Genomic DNA, 17,895 nt, shown 5'->3' with positions numbered 1-17,895 from the left:
AGGGGAGTGTATGACCGAACCGGTATTCAATACCGATAAGAAGGCGCTGCGTCTCCCTACGAGAGGCTGGCGGGCGTATTTACAAAAGACATGGCCCCTTCATGTCCTTCTGCTTCCAGCCGTCCTCCTTGCCCTTGTCTATAATTACATTCCGATTATGGGCATTGTGATCGCTTTTCAGGATTACAAACCGTGGCTCGGCTTTGGAGGCTCCCCGTGGGTGGGGCTCGATCATTTTCGGTATTTGTTCGAATACCCCGACAGCATGCAGATTATCCGCAATACCCTGATCATTGCATTTGCGAAAATAATGACCAATATGTTTGTGCCGGTTATCTTCGCCCTATTGCTGAATGAGATACGCATCAAGTGGTTTAAACGAACGGCGCAAACGCTGGTTTACCTGCCGCACTTTTTGTCCTGGGTCATTTTGGGCGGGATATTTGTTGATATTCTATCTATCCGCGGCGGGATTGTGAACCGTTTCCTCGGCACGCTGGGAATCGATCCGATTGCATTTCTCTCGAACGGGGACTGGTTCAGATTTACAGTCATTGTGACCGATGCGTGGAAAGACTTTGGTTTCTCGGCGATCATCTTCCTTGCGGCGATTGCAGGCACGAACCCATCTCTGTACGAAGCTGCTGAAATCGATGGCGCAAACCGCTGGCAGCAGGTCCTTCACGTTACTCTGCCCGCCATAGCCCCGATCTTCATCGTTGTGGCGACGCTGTCGCTGGGCAGGGTGCTGGACGCTGGATTCGATCAGATCTTTAATCTGTATAATCCGCTTGTCTACAGCAAAGGAGATATCATTGACACATTTGTATACCGGGTCGGCCTCCTGGGCAGTCAATACAGCTTCGCAACGGCCATTGGTTTCTTTAAATCGTTAATCGGCTTCATCATGATCGTGATCAGCTATCGGCTGGCATACAAATGGGCCGGGTACCGGATATTCTAGGGTTGTAGAGAGGCCGCTTGCAAGAAGCTTTTTCTTAAGGATAGGAGGTGTGGAATGCGATTTTACTCTAAGACTTATAAGACGTTCCAGTTTTTCAATTATACATGTATCGCTCTGCTCAGTCTTGCCTGTATTTTACCGTTAATTCATATTCTCGCGGTGTCGTTCAGCTCCCGGGATGCGGCTACGGCCAATATCGTCAATTTTATTCCCATTGACTTCACTACAGCCGCATACAAGGAAACCCTCGGCAACAATAACTTCATTCGGGCGCTGTTGATCGGGGTGCAGCGGACGGTGCTAGGTACAGTGCTATCCCTGATCGTGACGATGATGGCCGCTTATTCGCTGTCAAAGGAGCAGCATCGGTTCCGCGGCAGAAACATCTACTCCTGGTACTTTATCATCATCATGCTATTTCACGGCGGGCTGATCCCCACCTATCTGGTGGTGAGCGGCACTGGTCTGATGGACTCGATCTGGGCCTTGGTGATTCCTTCGGCTGTCAATGTATGGAATATGATTCTGATGCTCAATTTCTTCAGGAATTTGCCGCAGGAGCTGGAGGAGGCTGCACTGATGGACGGTGCGGGACATTTCCGGACGCTGTTCTCCATCTTCATACCGGTTTCGATGCCCTCTGTGGCCACCATTATGCTCTTTACGATGGTCGTGCACTGGAATTCCTGGTTTGACGGCATTCTGTATATGACCAAGGTTGAGGATTATCCGTTGGCTTCATTTCTTCATACGATTGTGGTCAAGGAGAACTTCTCGGAGGTTGGTGTCGATTTGGCAGCACTTCATCAGATTTCGAACAGAACTGTCAAATCATCTCAAATCTTTATCGGAGCACTGCCTATCTTGCTGGTGTACCCGTTCTTGCAAAAATATTTTGTTAAAGGAATTGTGCTGGGCTCGGTAAAAGGTTAAAACAGACCGTTCTTCATTGATTTCATGTAAACTGACATTGAGACATCCTTTGAAGAGCGGAGGCGAATATGAAGCGGCTGAATACCTTTCAGAAAATCATTGTCCTGCTGTCGATCCTGCTGGTACCGGTCATCCTGATTTACACCTATTCCAATCGGGTTAGTATGAGCATCATTCAACAGGAGTTGATTCAGCTCACGCTGAACCAACAGAACTTTCTGACAGAGCAGCTCGATATGATTAGTGAGCAGCTGTGGAAATCGGCTTATATTACGATGTCCGATCCGAATGCGTTAATGCTGCAGCATCCTTCAATTACAAAACCGGGCTACGATACGTTTAAAACGATCGAGGCGCTGGAGCATCACCTGCGGCTGCAGAGCACATCGTACAGTTGGCAATATGAGCTTACCCTTTTTTCCCCCGTCACTGGCATGTATATTACTACCGATTCGAACCGGCAATTTGATAACGCTTACTTTAGTGAGCATTTTTATACGAATTGGTCATATGTCAAGCTCGATTCGGGTGCTGGCCAGCAATATTATTTTGTGCGCCATATGACCAAACCGTTCACGCTCGATGATCATCCAGAGGAGCTGAGCCTGATCCTGGAGGCGGCCATCCCTGCCAGTAACATTGCGCAAATGATGGAGCAATTTGCTGCGGGCAGGTCCGGGGAACCGATGTTTTACCATCCGGACTATGGAGGCATTACCCGCCATCTTGCCGATTTCGAAGGGACGGATCATCTCCAGGGTTTGCTCAGCGATTATCCATTTGAAGGCAACGGCTACGAAATTGTAAGGTCTGGCGGGCAGAAGTATCTGATGAATTATACGGAATCCACATGGCCGGGATGGTATCTAGTTGACTTCGTCCCGCTCAAGACAGTTATCGCCTCCTTGAATCAAAGCTTGATGTGGTTCTACTTCATGATGGCGTTGCTGCTGCTCATCGGCATTGGTTTCGCGGTCATTATATACCGCAGCGTGCAGCGGCCGATGCTGCAGCTGATTAAGGGGGTACGCAGACTGAAGCAGGGGAATTATGCTTTTCGGCTTCCGGTGAACGGGCAGAGTGAATTTCATTATCTATTCTCCGAGTTCAACCGCATGAGTGAGGAGACGCAGGAGCTGATCGAGAAGGTGTATGTCAGCCAGCTCAGAATTAGGGACGCTACGCTGAAGCAACTGCAGTCCCAGATCAATCCGCACTTTTTGTATAACAACTTTGCCTTTATTCAGAGCATGACCCAGATGGGGAACCGGGAGGCAGTCATCGCTTTTACCCAGCATCTCAGCCAGTATTACCGGTATACGACCCGTACCGAAATGACAACAACCCGCCTTGATGAAGAACTTGAGTTGATTCAAAGCTATCTGGAAATTCACAGGATGCAGATTCCAAGGTTGGACTATGACATCGATGTGCCTAGACATCTTCGGTGTTGGTCCATTCCAAGGCTCATTATTCAGCCGGTTGTGGAAAACGCGATTGTGCACGGCATCGAGAATTCGCTCAACGATGGGCTCATACGCGTAACCGGCCGCATGGAAGAGACACATGCGGTTATCACCGTGGAGGATAACGGGGGAGGAATCAGAGCCGAGGATCTTGAGCATCTTCGGAGCAGGATGAACCGTACGATGGATGAGAACATGGGATGCGGCCTGTGGAACATTCACCAGCGTCTGCTGCTGTATAACGAGGACGGGAATGGTCTTAGCTTTGCCCCCTCCGAACTGGGAGGATTGAAGGTAGTGCTCCGCTTCCGTGTTCAAGAAGAGAAATCGCTTAACAAGCACAAGCATTCGGAGGGATCAGAATGATATCGCTGCTTATCGTAGATGATCACCCGCATCAGGCCGACGGAATCGCCCATATTGTGACGGAGTCAGGGCTTCCGTTTATAGGAGCGGTTTATAAAGCATATTCCGCGAAGGAGGCGCTCGAGTGTTTTGCTGCCCACCGGGTTGACATTGTCATTACGGATATTCGGATGCCGGAGATGAGCGGGATTGAACTGATCAGCCGGATAAGGGAGAGCTCCAGACAGGTAAAATGCGTGCTGCTTTCCGGTTACGCCGAGTTCGAGTATGCCCAGCGGGCGATGGAATTACATGCTTCGAAATACCTCATGAAGCCGGTCAAAGATTCTGAGCTGCTGGATACGCTGCACAAGCTTCACGGTGAGATTATGACGGAGGCGAATCGGACCCAGATGTACCAGCAAGCAGTTCACGCAATGCGGGTGCATACCCCCCTGATCAGGGAAGCGTTCCTTCGGGATCTTATCGAAGGCAAGGCGATTCTGCGACGTGACCTGGAGCGGCGGTTGCAGGCCCTTGAGCTTCCGTTTACCGCCGGAGATGAGGTGTTGTTTTTTGCCATCCAGCTCGAGGATGACCTGTCGGGCTACAACGGGCATGACAAGGCATTGATCAGTTACGCAGTCGGCAATATCGGAGAAGAACTGCTGCAGGATTCATTTGATGTCTGGTATACGGCCATGAATGATCGGATCATCGCATTTGTGCTCAAGCCGAGGGAGAATAAAGGGCTGCACGCCGCAGACAGACTGGAGCGCAGGGCCAAGGAATTTCAGCGCAGCGTCTATCGGTATCTGAAACACATGATCTCGGTAGGGATTGTAAGCAGCCCGGTAGCTTTCCCCGATGAACTGAACGAGGCCTCTCACAAAAGCCGTCTGTTGTTCCGCAACCGGGAGGATAAAGTGGCTGGCCTGTTCGCTATCATCAGTGAACTTCCGCAGCCGAAGCTGTCGGGACTGATTGATTCCCTATACCAGCCGCCATCCCTCTCCAATCTGATGGAGATCGGGCGCTGGGAAGAAGCGTACGAGAAGCTTCGGGATATTTTTGCCGAGCTTGAACATAAATGGACGGATTCGCCAGAATATGCCCAGGAAGCATTTTTTGTCATCGCTGGTTCCTTCCAGTTTGTCTCGCATAAGGAAGGCAAGCAGCTGGTCGATATGATCGGCCCTTTATATGCCTCGATGCTGGAGAAGCATACGACCTGGGATTTGCGGAGCTTTCGCGACTGGGCTTTCAAGTCGCTTCAGTGCATAGCAGAGCTAGCCGAAGAACAGAAGCCGGGATACAGAAGCACGACACTTTCTCTTGCCCAGCGCATCCAGCAATATATTGAGCGTCACTTGAACGAGGACTTATCTCTGCCGCTTATTGCAGAGGAGCTTGGGTTTCACCCGGCCTATCTCTCTAAAGTGTATAAATCGGAAACAGGGCAGACGCTAAGCGATTACTTGCTGAAACGACGGATGGAGCATGCCGCTGTCCTTCTGCGAAAGACGGATTCCAAAATATACGAGGTGGCCGAACAGACAGGCTACCAAACGGCGCATTACTTTATCAAGCTGTTCAAAAATTACTACGGCGTTACCCCGCAGCAATTCCGCCAGGGCCAAAGCGGTAAAAGATAGGCCAACAAGTCAACAAGAAAGGAGTGGCTGTTATATGACATGGTGGAGCAGCAACAGGCTCAGGCTGATCCAGAATAATCTGCGTGAAGTCGACGCGAATATGGACGTTGATGCGCTCATCCATCAGCTTAAGCAACTGGAAGCCAATGTACTGATGATGAATGCAGGCGGCATATTTGCCTTCTATCCGTCCCGACTTCGCTATCATTATGTAACTCCCTACTTGAAAAAGGATCTGCTAGGCGAAGCGATAGCCAAAGCTCACGCGAACGGGATTCGCTTCATTGCCCGGTTCGACTTCAGCAAGGCGCATGAGTCGGTGTTCAGGCAGAGACCGGAATGGTTCTACCGTACTAGGGAAGGACGGGAGGTGAACTATTACGGCATCGTTCACACCTGTCTGAACGGGGGCTATCAGCAGCGTTATTCCCTTGATATTTTGACAGAAGTGTTAAGCAGCTATGATGTGGACGGCGTATTCTTTAATATGTTTGGTTATCAAAACTGGGATTACAGCGGGAATCATTACGGCATCTGTTATTGCGACAACTGCAGGACGCGTTTTCGGGAAATGTATGGTCTTCAGCTTCCGGAGCCAGAGCAGCAAGATGACTTCGTGTACAGGAAGTATCGCGAATTCCAAGAGATCACCGCAATGGAAATGCTGGATACCATCCACGATCATATCAAGGCGTTGAATCCGCAGACAGCGATCAGTACCTATCATCCACATAAGGTGGATATCGTTAGGCATGAGTCGGCTACCGCATTAAATCGCGCTTCTTCGAAATGGTTGTATTCGGCTGCGGAGAACGTGATGCCGATTTCCGGCAGCTATGATGACAAGCTGTCAAGCAACTGCTCCATTAACGCCATCGACCTGACCTACAGGTTCACAGGGGTATCGCGATATGAAACCGAGATTAGGCTGTACGAAAATTTGGTGAATGGTTCGGGGCTGGATTTTTGCATTATCGGTGTTTTCGAAGATTATCCGGACATGGACAATATGGATAGCGTCGCGAAGGTTTTTCGGTTTCACAAGAAGCACGAGCATCTGTTTGGCAGCTTCTCCTCCATGGCTGACGTTGTGCTCGTGAAGCCGCCGGCCTCCGAGCGGGATTCATATACAGAATACCTGGGACTATTCAAGATGCTGAAGGAGTCCCATATCCTCTTTGATGTGATCTCACAGAATCGATTGGAGCAGCTCCGCAGAAGCAGGGCCAGGGTGGTGGTGCTGCCGGGAATCACAAGGACGACAGCGGAGGAGCTGGATGTTCTGCTGGAAGCAAGGGATGGCGGCAAGCATATTCTGGCAACGGGAGCGGCCTTGTCCGCTCAAACGACCGCGCTTTCGCGCCTGTTCGGGACTTCGGTGGATACGATCATCGCCGACACGACGGCCTCCTATATGGTCGTGGATGATAAGACCATGTACCCTGAGCTTGAGCGAAAGCAGTGGGTTATCGTCCAAGGTCCTTTTGCAGTCCTTCACCCCGGAAGCCAGGCATCCGCAAAGCTACCCTATATGGCGCCATCCAGCTTCGGGCCGCCGGAGCGGGCGTACGGGCATGAGCTTACGGACCGCTATGGTCTCGTTCTATTCGGGAAAACAACGGATAGCAAGGGGATGGGGGCGTACATGGGCTGGAACGTTGGCCGTTTGTACCATGACCACGGTTTTGCCGACCATAAATATATCGTATGCGGGGCGATACGACACTTGCTGAACGGAACTGCGACACTGCGCGCCGAGGCTCATCCCAGCGTGGAGATCAACCTCCACCGGTTGCCGGATGAATCCTATATGCTGCAATTGTTGAACTTATCAGGCTTTAATGGATCGACCTATGAAGCGCCGATTGATATGCATGATATTAATATTCAATTGCGAGGAATCGGCCAGGTTGACCATGTGGAAGCTTTGGTTGATGGTCAGACGGCTGAGCTTCAAAGGGACGAAAACTTGATCGCCCTCAAGATTCCGAAGCTTGGGGTCTATGCCGCCTATCATCTGCAGGGTAACGCGTAGGGCACAGTTGTCACAAAAAGGAGGAACTTATTCATGTCCGCTAACGAATGGTGGTGGCATCAGCCGCTTCGCATCATCCAGCCCAACATGCAGGTGAAGGACACGGCGCGGATTGACCCTGAGCGGCTGGCTAAACAACTGAAAGAGATGTGTGCCAATACGGTTGTTTTTAATGTGGGCGGGATATACGCCTGGTACAGGAGCGAGGTTCCGTTTCACCACGTGAATGAATTTCTGCCGGATCAGGGGGATCTGCTGCAGGAGATGATTGAGTGCTTTCATCGGGAGGGCTTGCGGTTTGTGGCAAGATACGATTTCAGCAAGGCGGATGACTTCGTATATCAGCATCGGCCAGAGTGGTTTGTGCGAAGCAAGGACGGAGAACCGGAGATCATCGGAGCTAAGCGGCCGGGGAATTGGTCGCTATTGATGTCCACCTGCATCAATACCGGATATCGCAACGAAGCGCTGGCTGTGCCGGTACTGCGGGAAACGCTGAATCAATATGATATCGACGGCGTTTTTTTCAATAATCCGGGTACGATTCCTTGCTTGTGCGGAAATTGCCAGGACAAATACCAGGAGCTGTACGGATATCCGATGCCGGAGGATCGGTCCGAGCTGGACCGAACCTGGGGCTCGATATGTCTTCGCGACAATATGGAGCTGCTGAACGGCACGATCAAGGAGATCCGGAAGGAGGTGCCGGTACTCGGGTATTATAATCTGTTTCATGAAAGCTTAGAGGATCGGAAGGCCGGAAGCGATCTGCTATGCACAGAGCCGCAAAATGTCCTTTCTCGCGGGTATCGCCATATCCCGGAATTTTGGAAGCCTGCGCTGAGCATTAAGCTGGGCCGGGGCAAGGCACTCGCCGCTCCGCCGCTCGGCATTGTTCATTCCTGCCCCGGAATGGACTGGAGACATACCGGAATGCCGCCGGCTGAATACGCGTTCTGGTTGGCACAAATTCCGGCATATGGGGGCCAGATTTGGCATTCGTTGACCGGAATTCCTGACACGATTACGGATAAGCGTATTCTGAGAACGGTAAAGGCTCATAACTCCCGGGAAGAGAAGCTGGCAGAAGAGATGCATGAAGCAGAAGCTCTGGCGGAGACAGCCCTGCTATGGCATTCAGGCAGGTCGGTAGGGGGCTGGGCGGACGGGCTTGTCAGCCGCCAAATTCCGTTTGACATCCTGCCGCAGGAAGAAGCCGGCCTGGTGACGTTGAAACGGTATCGCACTGTAATCGTTCCGGAATTGTATCCGATCGGCCAGAGGGAACTGTCCTCGTGGCGGGCATATGTAGAGCAAGGCGGAAACCTCATGGTGGAGGGGAGATTAAGCAGCGGCCCGTTCAGGAAGGAGCTTGCCGACCTGCTTGGCATTGAGCCTGCCATGACGGTTAGCGAGCATTTGACGGCAAGCTACCTGCGGTTCGAAGGAACCGCAAATCCGCTGCAGAAGGGGATGGAGGATACACAGCTGATTCCCCATAGGGGGCATGTTGTTTACTGCAAGCCATCCCCTGACGCTCACGTTCTGGCCACGCTGGTGCCGCCGTTTTCTCCGCTGGAAAGTGTCGGAGCTCCGCCGGAGAGAGCCTCTCTATCCGTGCCCAGAACCGATATTCCACTCGTGGTAAGGCATGAGAAGGGTCTGGGGAGTGTGCTGTTCCTAACGTTTTCGCTCAGTGAATTAATTGATGAATTTAAACTAGGAGAGCATTATCAGCTGCTGGACAATCTGATCGATTTAAGTAACCGGGGGGAACGGCTGCTGCGCGTTGCGCCGAATGCCGGACTTCAGGCTACAATATACCGCAACCGGAACGGCTTCCTGCTTCATTTTGTCAACGGAACGGGAAGAAGACCGCTAGCCCAGCCGGTTCCGCTTCATCATCTTGAGGTGAGGCTTCCTCTCTCGTTAACAGGCGGGATCGCGGAAGTGAATGGCCTGCTGGAGAACGGGAAGCTTCCCTTTACGACAGACGGCGCTGAGCTGCGGTTTACCGTGCCGCAGGTTCAAGTTTGGGAAGCTGTGAAAATCACCTGCGGGCATAAGGAACCCGAGCAGGCACGCTGACAATCGTTCGAATAGCAGGGGCACCTTAGATAGAGGCGGATAATCCTGGAAACCAAGATCAGATTCTATATATGGCAGGAGAGGGGAACAGAAGAATGACTGTACAATTGGACAACGCAAGAATCGGTTTTATCGGAACGGGCGTTATGGGAAGCAGCATGGCCAAGCATTTACAGCAGGGAGGATACAAGCTTTCCATTTATACACGGACCAAAGCGAAAGCACAGGAGCTGCTTGATCTGGGGATGGAATGGAAGGCCTCCCCGGGAGAGCTGGCTGCCGAATGCGACGTCGTGATCACGATGGTGGGTTATCCAAGTGATGTTAGAGCTCTTTATCTGGGTGAGGACAGAGTGATTGATCATGCACGGCCAGGGACATACCTCATCGATATGACAACATCAAGCCCGCTTCTGGCCAAGCAAATTTATGAATCGGCCTGCTTAAAGGGGCTGCATGCGTTGGATGCCCCTGTATCAGGGGGAGATGTTGGGGCAAGGAATGGGACGCTATCCATCATGGTGGGAGGAGATGACCAAGCGTTCAACACCGTCCTCCCGATCTTTGAACAGATGGGCAACCGCATCGTACTGCAGGGAGGTCCTGGAGCCGGTCAACACACGAAGATGGTGAATCAGATCGCCATAGCTTCCAATATGGTTGGGGTATGCGAAGCGCTTGTGTATGCTGCGGAGGCGGGTCTGGATCTGAAAAAGGTGCTGAGCAGCATTGAGACAGGCGCTGCCGGGAGCTGGTCTTTGAGCAACCTTGCCCCTAGGATCATCGAGGGAGACTTCGAGCCTGGCTTTTATGTGAAGCATTTCATCAAGGACATGGAAATTGCGCTGCAGGTGGCGGATGACATGAAGATTGAGCTTCCAGGCCTATCGCTGGCTCGTCAGTTATATGCCCGGATCGCTGAAGCCGGGTTAACCGAGAAGGGAACGCATGCGCTTTATCTGGCTTGGGATAAGAATGAAGGTGCACAAGGGGGCGAAGGAGGGCGTTATCATCCATGAGGCACTTAAAGATAGGTGCCCTAATCAAGGGTGTCTACGCGGAGGAAGTTATTCCCTATTACCTGGATCATGGCTTTGAAAGCTTTGGCATCACTTACTGGCAGACGACAGGCGACATCGATCTTAAAGAGCAAGCCAAGCGAGTTCGCGAGCTGCTGGGCGGCAGCGGAGCTGTTGTGTCCAGCCTGACGGTTTTTGGCAATCCCCTAACCGGTACCGGCGATAATGCCGACACCTTGGCAAGCTGGGAGCGCGCGATCGACCATGCCGCCGCATTCGGCTGCGACGTGGTATCCGGATTTACAGGACGGATTCCGGACGAACCGATCCCGGCTTCTTTGCCGAAGTTCAAGCAGGTATTCGGCGAGCTTGCCCGCAGGGCAGAGGATCGCGGAGTCCGCTTGGCCTTTGAAAACTGCGATATGCACGGCACATGGGACAAGGGCGACTGGAACATCGCCCACAACCCGACTGCATGGGAGCTTATGTTTGACGCGCTGCCGAATGACAACCTGGGACTGCAGTGGGAGCCGTGCCATCAGATGGTCAGCCTGATCGATCCGATTGCCCAGCTAAGGAGATGGGCATCCAAGATTTTTCATGTACACGGCAAGGATGCCACCATCGCATGGGATGTCATTCGGGAGCATGGCATCCATGGTCCTCATCCGTTTGTGTGGCACCGGACGCCTGGCTTCGGGGATACGAACTGGACGGATGTAGTGACGATACTGATGCAACAAGGCTATGAAGGCAGCATCGACATCGAAGGCAGGCATGACCCGGTCTTCAAGGACGAGCTGGAGATGAGCGCGCAGGTAAGCTCGCTTCAATATTTGAAACGATGCCGGGGCGGTGAATATGTCACGAATCCACGGATTTCATACGGCAGCGGAAAGCTGTAGCGGGGAGTGAGGCGTTTGAAATACAAGACGGTATTGGCCGGATGCGGCAGCATGGGGACACGCTGGCTGGAATACGCGCTGAAGCGAAACGATGTGGACCTCGTTGCCCTCGTGGATGTTCAGCCGGAGAAGGCCCTTGAGGCTATGCAGCGCTTCGGCCTGAAGCTGCCGGTGTATGAAGCGGTGGCCGAAGCAGTTGCTTCCGAGGGAGTCGATCTGCTGCTGGACACTTCCATCCCGGAAGCGCATGCCGCCAATGCCATTACGGCAATGGAGCATGGCGCGAACGTGATGATGGAGAAGCCGATGGCACTTTCCATGGAAGATGCCGTTCGTTTGATCAACGTGTCGGATCGTACTGGACGAAGCTGTGCAGTGATGCAAAATCGACGCTATACCAAGGAGATCAGAGCTTTGAAGGCGGAGCTTGACACCGGCCGGATCGGTCCTCCGGGCTTTGTGACAGCCGATTTTTTTCTCGGTCCGCGATTTGGCGGCTTTCGGGAAATGATGGCACACCCTCTGCTCATTGATATGGCGATCCACACGTTTGATGCAGCAAGATATTTAATCGGGTCGGATCCCATGGCCGTGTATTGTCACGAATTTAATCCGGACGGCTCCTGGTATCAGGGTAATTCGTCAGCTGTCTGCATATTCGAGTTCAGCTGCGGAGCGGTATTTTCATACAACGGAAGCTGGAGCGCGGTAGGGCATTCCACCTCCTGGGAGGGAGCATGGCGGCTTGTCGGACCCAAGGGAACGATGCTGTGGGACGGCGATCATGAGCCAGTGTATGAAGGAGCGGATGCATTGGAATCAGCCTCGGCGGCGGGGAGGCAGGGTTCGTGGTATGGGCCAGAACGAAGAGAGGCATGTCTTGACGAGATGTTTGATTCATTGAAGTCCGGCAAACGCTCGGAAACGGATATCAGGCACAATATTCACAGCTTGGCGATGACGCTGGGCGCTGTCGAAAGCGCAAAGCGGCAGGCGAAGGTATGGCTGCCTGAACTAAGCTGTATGTAGGCCGCCGGGACGGGATCATCCATTGTTGCTGATCGTTAGCTTGTGAAGCGAAAGACTAAAAACGAAAGCGACTGGCAGGCCCTAACAAGGTGCCCGTGGCCAGTCGCTTGTTCCTTTTAGACGAGAAAGAAAGAAACACCCAAAATAATATAAACCGCTAGAAGCAGCAGTCCCTCATACCAGTTGGAATCGCCGTCCTGTGTGATGGAGCGGGCGATAAACACGGCTACGCCGATCGCTAACAGCTCCAGGGTCGTAAATACGATATCCATCGTATTGCCGAGGAAGAAGCTGATAAACACAAGCACAGGGGCTACAAACAGGGCGATTTGCAGACTGCTACCGACGGCGATCTCAACGGCCGCTCCGATTTTGTTCTTCATCGCCAGCATGATCGCTGCGCTATGCTCGGCGGCATTGCCGATGATGGCAACGAGGAAGGCGCCCACAAACAGCTCGCTGAGGCCGTATTGATGGCTAATCGGCTCCAGCACCCCGACAAGCCATTCACTGACAAAGGCGACCATCACTGTTGCAATGACGAGATAAACGATCGAGCGCTTTTTGGTCCAGGCCGGCTCATGCTCATGCGCAAGCGCATCTTCATCGTTGCTGTCGCTGACATCTGCCAAGTATTCCTTATGTGTAATCATGGAGAACACGAGCCACGCTAAGTAAGCGACAATCAATATGCCGGCGACAATCAGACTGAGCATCTTGATGCCTTCGGTTGTAATAGAATGGGTGTTCAGAAACACAGCCGGGATAAACAAGGCGATGATGGACAGCGTCATCAGGGAGCCGTTAAGGCTTGCCAGCGTGGCGTTGTATCTCTGGATTTTAAATTTCAGCCCGCCCATGAACAGGCTCAGCCCGAGCACCAGCAGCAGATTGCCGATGATGGAGCCGGTGATGCTCGCTTTGACCATGTCGTACAGCCCTTCTCTAATCAGCAGGATCGCAATGATCAGCTCTGCTGCGTTGCCGAAGGTGGCGTTCAGAAAGCCGCCCAGGCGCTGTCCGGCGTAGTGGGCTACGCTCTCGGTCGCCCGGCCGAGAAACCCGGCTACAAAGATGACCGCAATCGCGGACAGCAGAAATTGAACGGTTGTGTTCCAGCCGGCAAAGTGTCCGGCCGCGCTCAGCAGGAAGGTCAGGATGAGCAAGATCGGCTTCAACCGCTTTTTTATCATCGTATGCACCCCGAATCCGATGGTTTTGTAGTAATTTGTCTAAGCTTCGCTGGAGGAAGATGTCGTTCGGTACCATATCCTTCATGTAATATACCCATTTTTTTCGAAAAATTAATGATTCATCTGCGCTTGGCATTTGCTTTTTGGGCCTGTTAGGATTTACAATAACTGATAATGAGGTGAAGGAGGATATGGCATGACGGAACAACTTCAACTGGATAGCGGTTTGATTCGGATATCGGATGATGTCGTCTCGAAAATTGCCGGACTGGCGGCGCTGGAAACACCCGGAATTGCAGCCATGTCAGGCGGATTATCCGAAGGATGGGCCAAGCGGCTGAGCGGAAAGAATGTGCAAAAAGGTGTTACGGTGGAGGTAGGTCAGCTTGAGGCGGCCATCGATCTTCGGATTATCGTGCTCTATGAGACGCCGATTCATGAAGTCTGCCGTATGCTTCAGCAGAATGTCCGCGAAGCGGTGGAAAGCATGACCGGACTTCGAGTCGTCGAGGTGAATGTCAAGGTCGAGGGCGTTGCCTTCAAGGATGACATCATGGATGATGTGCCGCAAAGAACGAAATAGTCATCGGGGAGTACATACCCTTCCCGAAGCATAAAAAAAGACTACACGGATGTCCGGTAGTCTTTTTTTACTACAGATTTTACCTGTTCCTCTTTGACAGGGCGGTTGCTGTCCCTTGAAATACTCAGCATAATGCCCATGCTCAGCATCATGACAAGCAGGGAAGAGCCGCCGTAACTGATGAACGGAAGGGTAACCCCTGTGATCGGAATCGTATTGGTGACTCCGCCGATATTAATAAAGGATTGAATCGCAATCAGTCCCATAATGCCGACCCCGGTCAATGTGCCGAACGGGTCGGAGCAGCGAAGCGCGATAATGATGCCCCGCAATATAAAATACAGATACACCAGCAGGAAGAGGCAGGTGCCGATAAAGCCGAACTCCTCGCCGATGACGGAGAAGATAAAGTCGTTATAAGGGTTCGGCAGATAGTGCAGCTTCTGGATGCTCTCGCCGTAGCCCGCGCCCGTAATGCCGCCCTGGCCAATCGCGATCAAGGATTGAACGAGATTGTAGCCTGTGTTGGACTCGTCCTGGAACGGGTCCAGAAACGCCTCGATTCGGCCGACCTTATAATCTTTAGATGCCTCGTCGGAGGGGCCGCTCGAATCGAACAGGGAGCCGACTCCGAGTGTAAGCACCAATCCTAGAACGACGAGGGATATACAGCCGAGAATATGCTTCAGGCTTGCTCCGCCTGCGTAGATCACCAGGCCGCACGTAGCGACCAGGATGAAGCAGGAGCCCAGATCGGGCTGCAGCATAATTAAACCTGCCACGACGCCAACGATGATCAGCACCGGGAAAAATCCGCCTTTCCATTGACGGATCCGCTCCCCTTTTTTGGATATCAGCGCGGCCAAATATACAATGGTGGCGATTTTCGCAAGCTCGGTAGGCTGGATTCCCAGGCTGAACATGTTAAACCAGCTCCGGGCGCCGTTGGTAGCCGATCCGATGATGATCAGCAAGATGAGCAGAATCAGTGTTAGGAAAAACACCGGAATAAACAATTTTTTGTATATCTTGTAATTGATGTTCATTGCGACCAGCATCACGAGCAATCCAAGAGCGGCAAATACCCCCTGCCTCTTGGTGAAATAGAGCGGGTCGTAATTAAATTTCTCGTTGAAGACGGCCAAGCTTGAGCTGGAACTGAATACCATGATCAGTCCGAATCCGACCAGCAGCAGGGTAAGAATAAGCAATTGAAAATCTGGCGTCCCTCTTTTGGTCTGGGGCTGGGGATTGGTCGTTTTCATCATAAGATGTTACCACTTACGCTTCCAGGAGAGCCTTGAGCTCCTGCAGCTTTTTGTTGGCGATGTTCATCACCGGAGACGGTGCCATCGTTTCATACTCAAGGCCGTGCGGGAATGTCGCTCTGCCCATGTATACGGCTTCAATCTTAAGGATGGTGTCCGGCTTCTCCAGCTTTCCTTCAACCACGCGGGTATTGAAGCGGAGGAAGTACTCATCGTTATTTTTTTTATCTTCAATTTTCAAATCATATGTAGCGCGGTAGTATTCCCACTGCCAACGAATAAAGCCGACCTTCTCGGCGCATTCGTCGAGATAAGCCAAATCGCTTTGCATACCGTCCAAGCCTGTATTTTCAAAAATCATGCGGCGTTAACCCCCTTAATATTCCACTAGCAAAGTTCTTTAATATGATAGTATGTTTCAGTAACTTGTGCAAGCCTGAAGCTCTTGTGAGCCTTCAATTTGCAGCCCTTTTATCCGAAGGGTGTTTTCGTGTAGGACAGATCTCTATCTTTTCTGTTAGAATAAAAGTAATTTTCCAGCCCGATCCGTTTGCTGCTTCCCGCTCCGGCAGGGGTATATATTTCATGATGCCCAAATAACTGACGGAAAAGAGGGAAGTCCGATGAATCGAATCGTGTATGATACGGAGTATTATGCGGTGGAGGAGCATGACGGGAAGGAGATCGCGGTGATTGACCATATGCCGGAATCGGCGGCGGTGGTAGTCATTCATGAAGGCTGCCTGCTCATGGTTCGCCAGCACCGGGAGGCGGTGTCAGCGTCGACATGGGAGCTGCCGGGCGGAACGATCCGGCATGACGAGGACAAGGTCACGGCTGTTCAGCGGGAGCTTGCCGAGGAGACCGGCGTGCTGTGCAATGAACTTACATATATGGGAGAGGCTTACCCTGCAGCCTCGCTGACCAATCGCAAGGTGCATTTTTATTATACTGATGACATCAAGAGAGCGGCAGAGCCGGAGCCAGACGATGGAGAGGATGTGGCTGCCATCTGGGTTCCTTTACGTGAGGCCTGTCATACGATCAAGGAGGGAGGCCAAGTGGATCAGATGGTAGGACACGGGCTGTTTCTCTCCATGCTGCATGGCTTGCTGCCGACGAACACCAGCCGATAGGCTAAAGGAAGGATGATCAGAGATGAAGGAAGTGTTCTGGGAGCAGTGGTTCCCGACAATGGTCGCCTGGCGGCGGCATCTACATAGCCATCCGGAGCTGTCTTTTCACGAGCGGGAGACGGCGGCATATGTCGCCGAACGGTTGAGGGAGATCGGCATCGAGGTGAGAACAGGCGTCGGCGGTCACGGTGTGATCGGCAGCCTCAAGGGCGGAAAGCCGGGCAAAACGGTGGTGCTTCGCGCGGATATGGACGCCCTTGCGATTCAGGATGAGAAGGATTGCGAGTATGCATCGAAGGTTCCGGGCGCCATGCATGCCTGCGGGCATGACGGCCACACCTCCATGCTGCTGGGCGCAGCGGCTTATTTTGCATCCCGGCCGGAGGAAGTGGAGGGCGAGATCCGGTTTCTGTTCCAGCCTGCGGAGGAGGTGTGCCCGGGCGGGGCCATCGAGATGATCCGGGATGGCGCGCTTGAAGGAGCTGACGTCATATACGGGCTTCACCTCTGGACCCCGCTGCCGGTCGGCCAGGTGGCGAGCGCTCCGGGGCCATTGATGGCATCGGCGGATGAATTTTTTATCGATATCACCGGGCGCGGCGGTCACGGGGGCATGCCTCATGTCACATCAGACGCCCTTGTTGCCGGAGCGGCGCTGGTCATGCAGCTGCAGACGATTGTCAGCCGTTCGGTGGATCCGCTTCAGCCTGCGGTGGTCACCGTAGGCACGTTCCAGGCCGGCACCGCGCAGAACGTGATTGCCGGCACAAGCCGGATCACCGGCACGGTGCGCACCTTTGACGAGGAGACGCGTCTGATGGTCCGCAGGAAGATTGAGGCGATGGCGGCATCGGTAGCGGAAACCTATGGTGCGCAGGCGTCGGTATCCTATCTGATGGGCTATCCGACGCTGGTGAATGATGAGGCGGAGACCGCGCGCTTTTTCCGCACCGCACCGAAGGTGTTTGAGCCCGGCGCCATCAAGGAGTCGACCAAGCTGATGCCGGCAGAGGACTTCTCCTACTACCTTCGCGAAATCCCGGGCTGCTTCATATTTATCGGGGCGGGCAACGAGGAGAAGCAGGCGGTATATCCGCATCACCATCCGAAGTTTGATTTCGATGAGCACGCAATGCTCTACGGAGCGAGGCTGCTGACCGAGCTTGTCCGCGCTTATCAGCGTGGGGAATAAGGGAGGAGCCAGCAGCGGAAACGGTCCGGACCCGGACCGATGCATGAACCTTGGCAATTGGGAAATAATATGACATCATAACCG

The 17,895-nt window shown here is 52.8% G+C and carries 15 protein-coding genes; 12 read left to right on the top strand and 3 right to left on the bottom strand.

Annotated features, from left to right (window positions below; genetic code table 11):
• The first annotated feature begins 10 nt into the window (after positions 1–10).
• The 9 genes from MKX64_RS00925 (at position 11) to MKX64_RS00885 (ending at position 12,439) form a co-directional block, all read left to right on the top strand.
• Complete coding sequence (locus MKX64_RS00925) at positions 11–964, top strand: ABC transporter permease (protein ID WP_095263279.1); 954 nt, start codon at positions 11–13, stop codon at positions 962–964.
• Positions 965–1,018: 54 nt separating this feature from the next.
• Positions 1,019–1,897: a carbohydrate ABC transporter permease gene (locus MKX64_RS00920; protein WP_095397511.1), complete on the top strand. Its 879-nt coding sequence runs from the start codon at positions 1,019–1,021 to the stop codon at positions 1,895–1,897.
• A gap of 68 nt (positions 1,898–1,965) precedes the next feature.
• A complete protein-coding gene (locus MKX64_RS00915) occupies positions 1,966–3,729 on the top strand; it encodes a sensor histidine kinase (protein WP_095263281.1) in 1,764 nt (587 codons plus the stop codon).
• Positions 3,726–5,363, top strand: a complete 1,638-nt coding sequence (locus tag MKX64_RS00910; protein ID WP_095263282.1) for a response regulator transcription factor — start codon at positions 3,726–3,728, stop codon at positions 5,361–5,363. The genes MKX64_RS00915 and MKX64_RS00910 overlap by 4 nt, the downstream gene beginning before the upstream one ends.
• Positions 5,364–5,397: 34 nt before the next feature.
• A complete protein-coding gene (locus MKX64_RS00905; RefSeq protein WP_095397513.1) occupies positions 5,398–7,398 on the top strand; it encodes an alpha-amylase family protein in 2,001 nt (666 codons plus the stop codon).
• A 33-nt stretch (positions 7,399–7,431) separates the two neighbouring features.
• Entirely contained in the window at positions 7,432–9,486 is a 2,055-nt protein-coding gene (locus MKX64_RS00900; protein WP_341035221.1) for an alpha-amylase family protein, read from the top strand.
• Positions 9,487–9,581: 95 nt separating this feature from the next.
• The gene (locus tag MKX64_RS00895; RefSeq protein WP_095263285.1) at positions 9,582–10,505 is read left to right on the top strand and encodes an NAD(P)-dependent oxidoreductase; all 924 of its coding nucleotides are present in this window, start codon (positions 9,582–9,584) and stop codon (positions 10,503–10,505) included.
• Positions 10,502–11,410 (top strand): sugar phosphate isomerase/epimerase family protein, encoded by a 909-nt coding sequence (locus MKX64_RS00890; protein ID WP_095263286.1) that lies wholly within the window; start codon positions 10,502–10,504, stop codon positions 11,408–11,410. Before MKX64_RS00895 ends, MKX64_RS00890 begins: the two co-directional genes overlap by 4 nt.
• 6 nt (positions 11,411–11,416) lie before the next feature.
• On the top strand, positions 11,417–12,439 hold the full coding sequence (locus MKX64_RS00885) for a Gfo/Idh/MocA family protein (RefSeq protein ID WP_341035220.1): 1,023 nt from the start codon (positions 11,417–11,419) through the stop codon (positions 12,437–12,439).
• A 116-nt stretch (positions 12,440–12,555) separates the two neighbouring features.
• Here the strand turns inward: MKX64_RS00885 and cax are convergent, their stop codons facing one another.
• On the bottom strand, positions 12,556–13,629 hold the full coding sequence (gene cax / locus MKX64_RS00880; protein WP_341036197.1) for a calcium/proton exchanger: 1,074 nt from the start codon (positions 13,627–13,629) through the stop codon (positions 12,556–12,558).
• A gap of 199 nt (positions 13,630–13,828) precedes the next feature.
• On the opposite strand from cax, the gene MKX64_RS00875 reads away from it, so the two are divergent.
• Positions 13,829–14,215, top strand: a complete 387-nt coding sequence (locus tag MKX64_RS00875; RefSeq protein WP_095263288.1) for an Asp23/Gls24 family envelope stress response protein — start codon at positions 13,829–13,831, stop codon at positions 14,213–14,215.
• A 41-nt stretch (positions 14,216–14,256) separates the two neighbouring features.
• On the opposite strand, the gene ftsW is transcribed toward MKX64_RS00875, so the two are convergent.
• Positions 14,257–15,480 carry a putative lipid II flippase FtsW gene (gene ftsW / locus MKX64_RS00870; protein WP_341036195.1) on the bottom strand — a complete coding sequence of 408 codons (1,224 nt, stop codon included), beginning with the start codon at positions 15,478–15,480 and terminating at the stop codon, positions 14,257–14,259.
• Between the two features lie 16 nt (positions 15,481–15,496).
• On the bottom strand, positions 15,497–15,844 hold the full coding sequence (locus MKX64_RS00865; protein ID WP_095263289.1) for a YugN family protein: 348 nt from the start codon (positions 15,842–15,844) through the stop codon (positions 15,497–15,499).
• A 262-nt stretch (positions 15,845–16,106) separates the two neighbouring features.
• Between MKX64_RS00865 and MKX64_RS00860 the strand changes: the two genes are divergently transcribed.
• Both MKX64_RS00860 and MKX64_RS00855 read left to right on the top strand, forming a co-directional pair.
• A complete protein-coding gene (locus MKX64_RS00860) occupies positions 16,107–16,619 on the top strand; it encodes an NUDIX hydrolase (protein ID WP_095263290.1) in 513 nt (170 codons plus the stop codon).
• 22 nt (positions 16,620–16,641) lie between these two features.
• Positions 16,642–17,811, top strand: a complete 1,170-nt coding sequence (locus tag MKX64_RS00855) for a M20 family metallopeptidase (protein WP_341035219.1) — start codon at positions 16,642–16,644, stop codon at positions 17,809–17,811.
• Positions 17,812–17,895 lie beyond the last annotated feature (84 nt).

This window comes from Paenibacillus sp. FSL M8-0334 (assembly GCF_038000405.1).
Lineage (GTDB): Bacteria > Bacillota > Bacilli > Paenibacillales > Paenibacillaceae > Paenibacillus_AQ > Paenibacillus_AQ campinasensis.
Note: the sequence above shows the minus strand (reverse complement) of the source record. Positions and strands in the feature narration are given on the sequence as shown.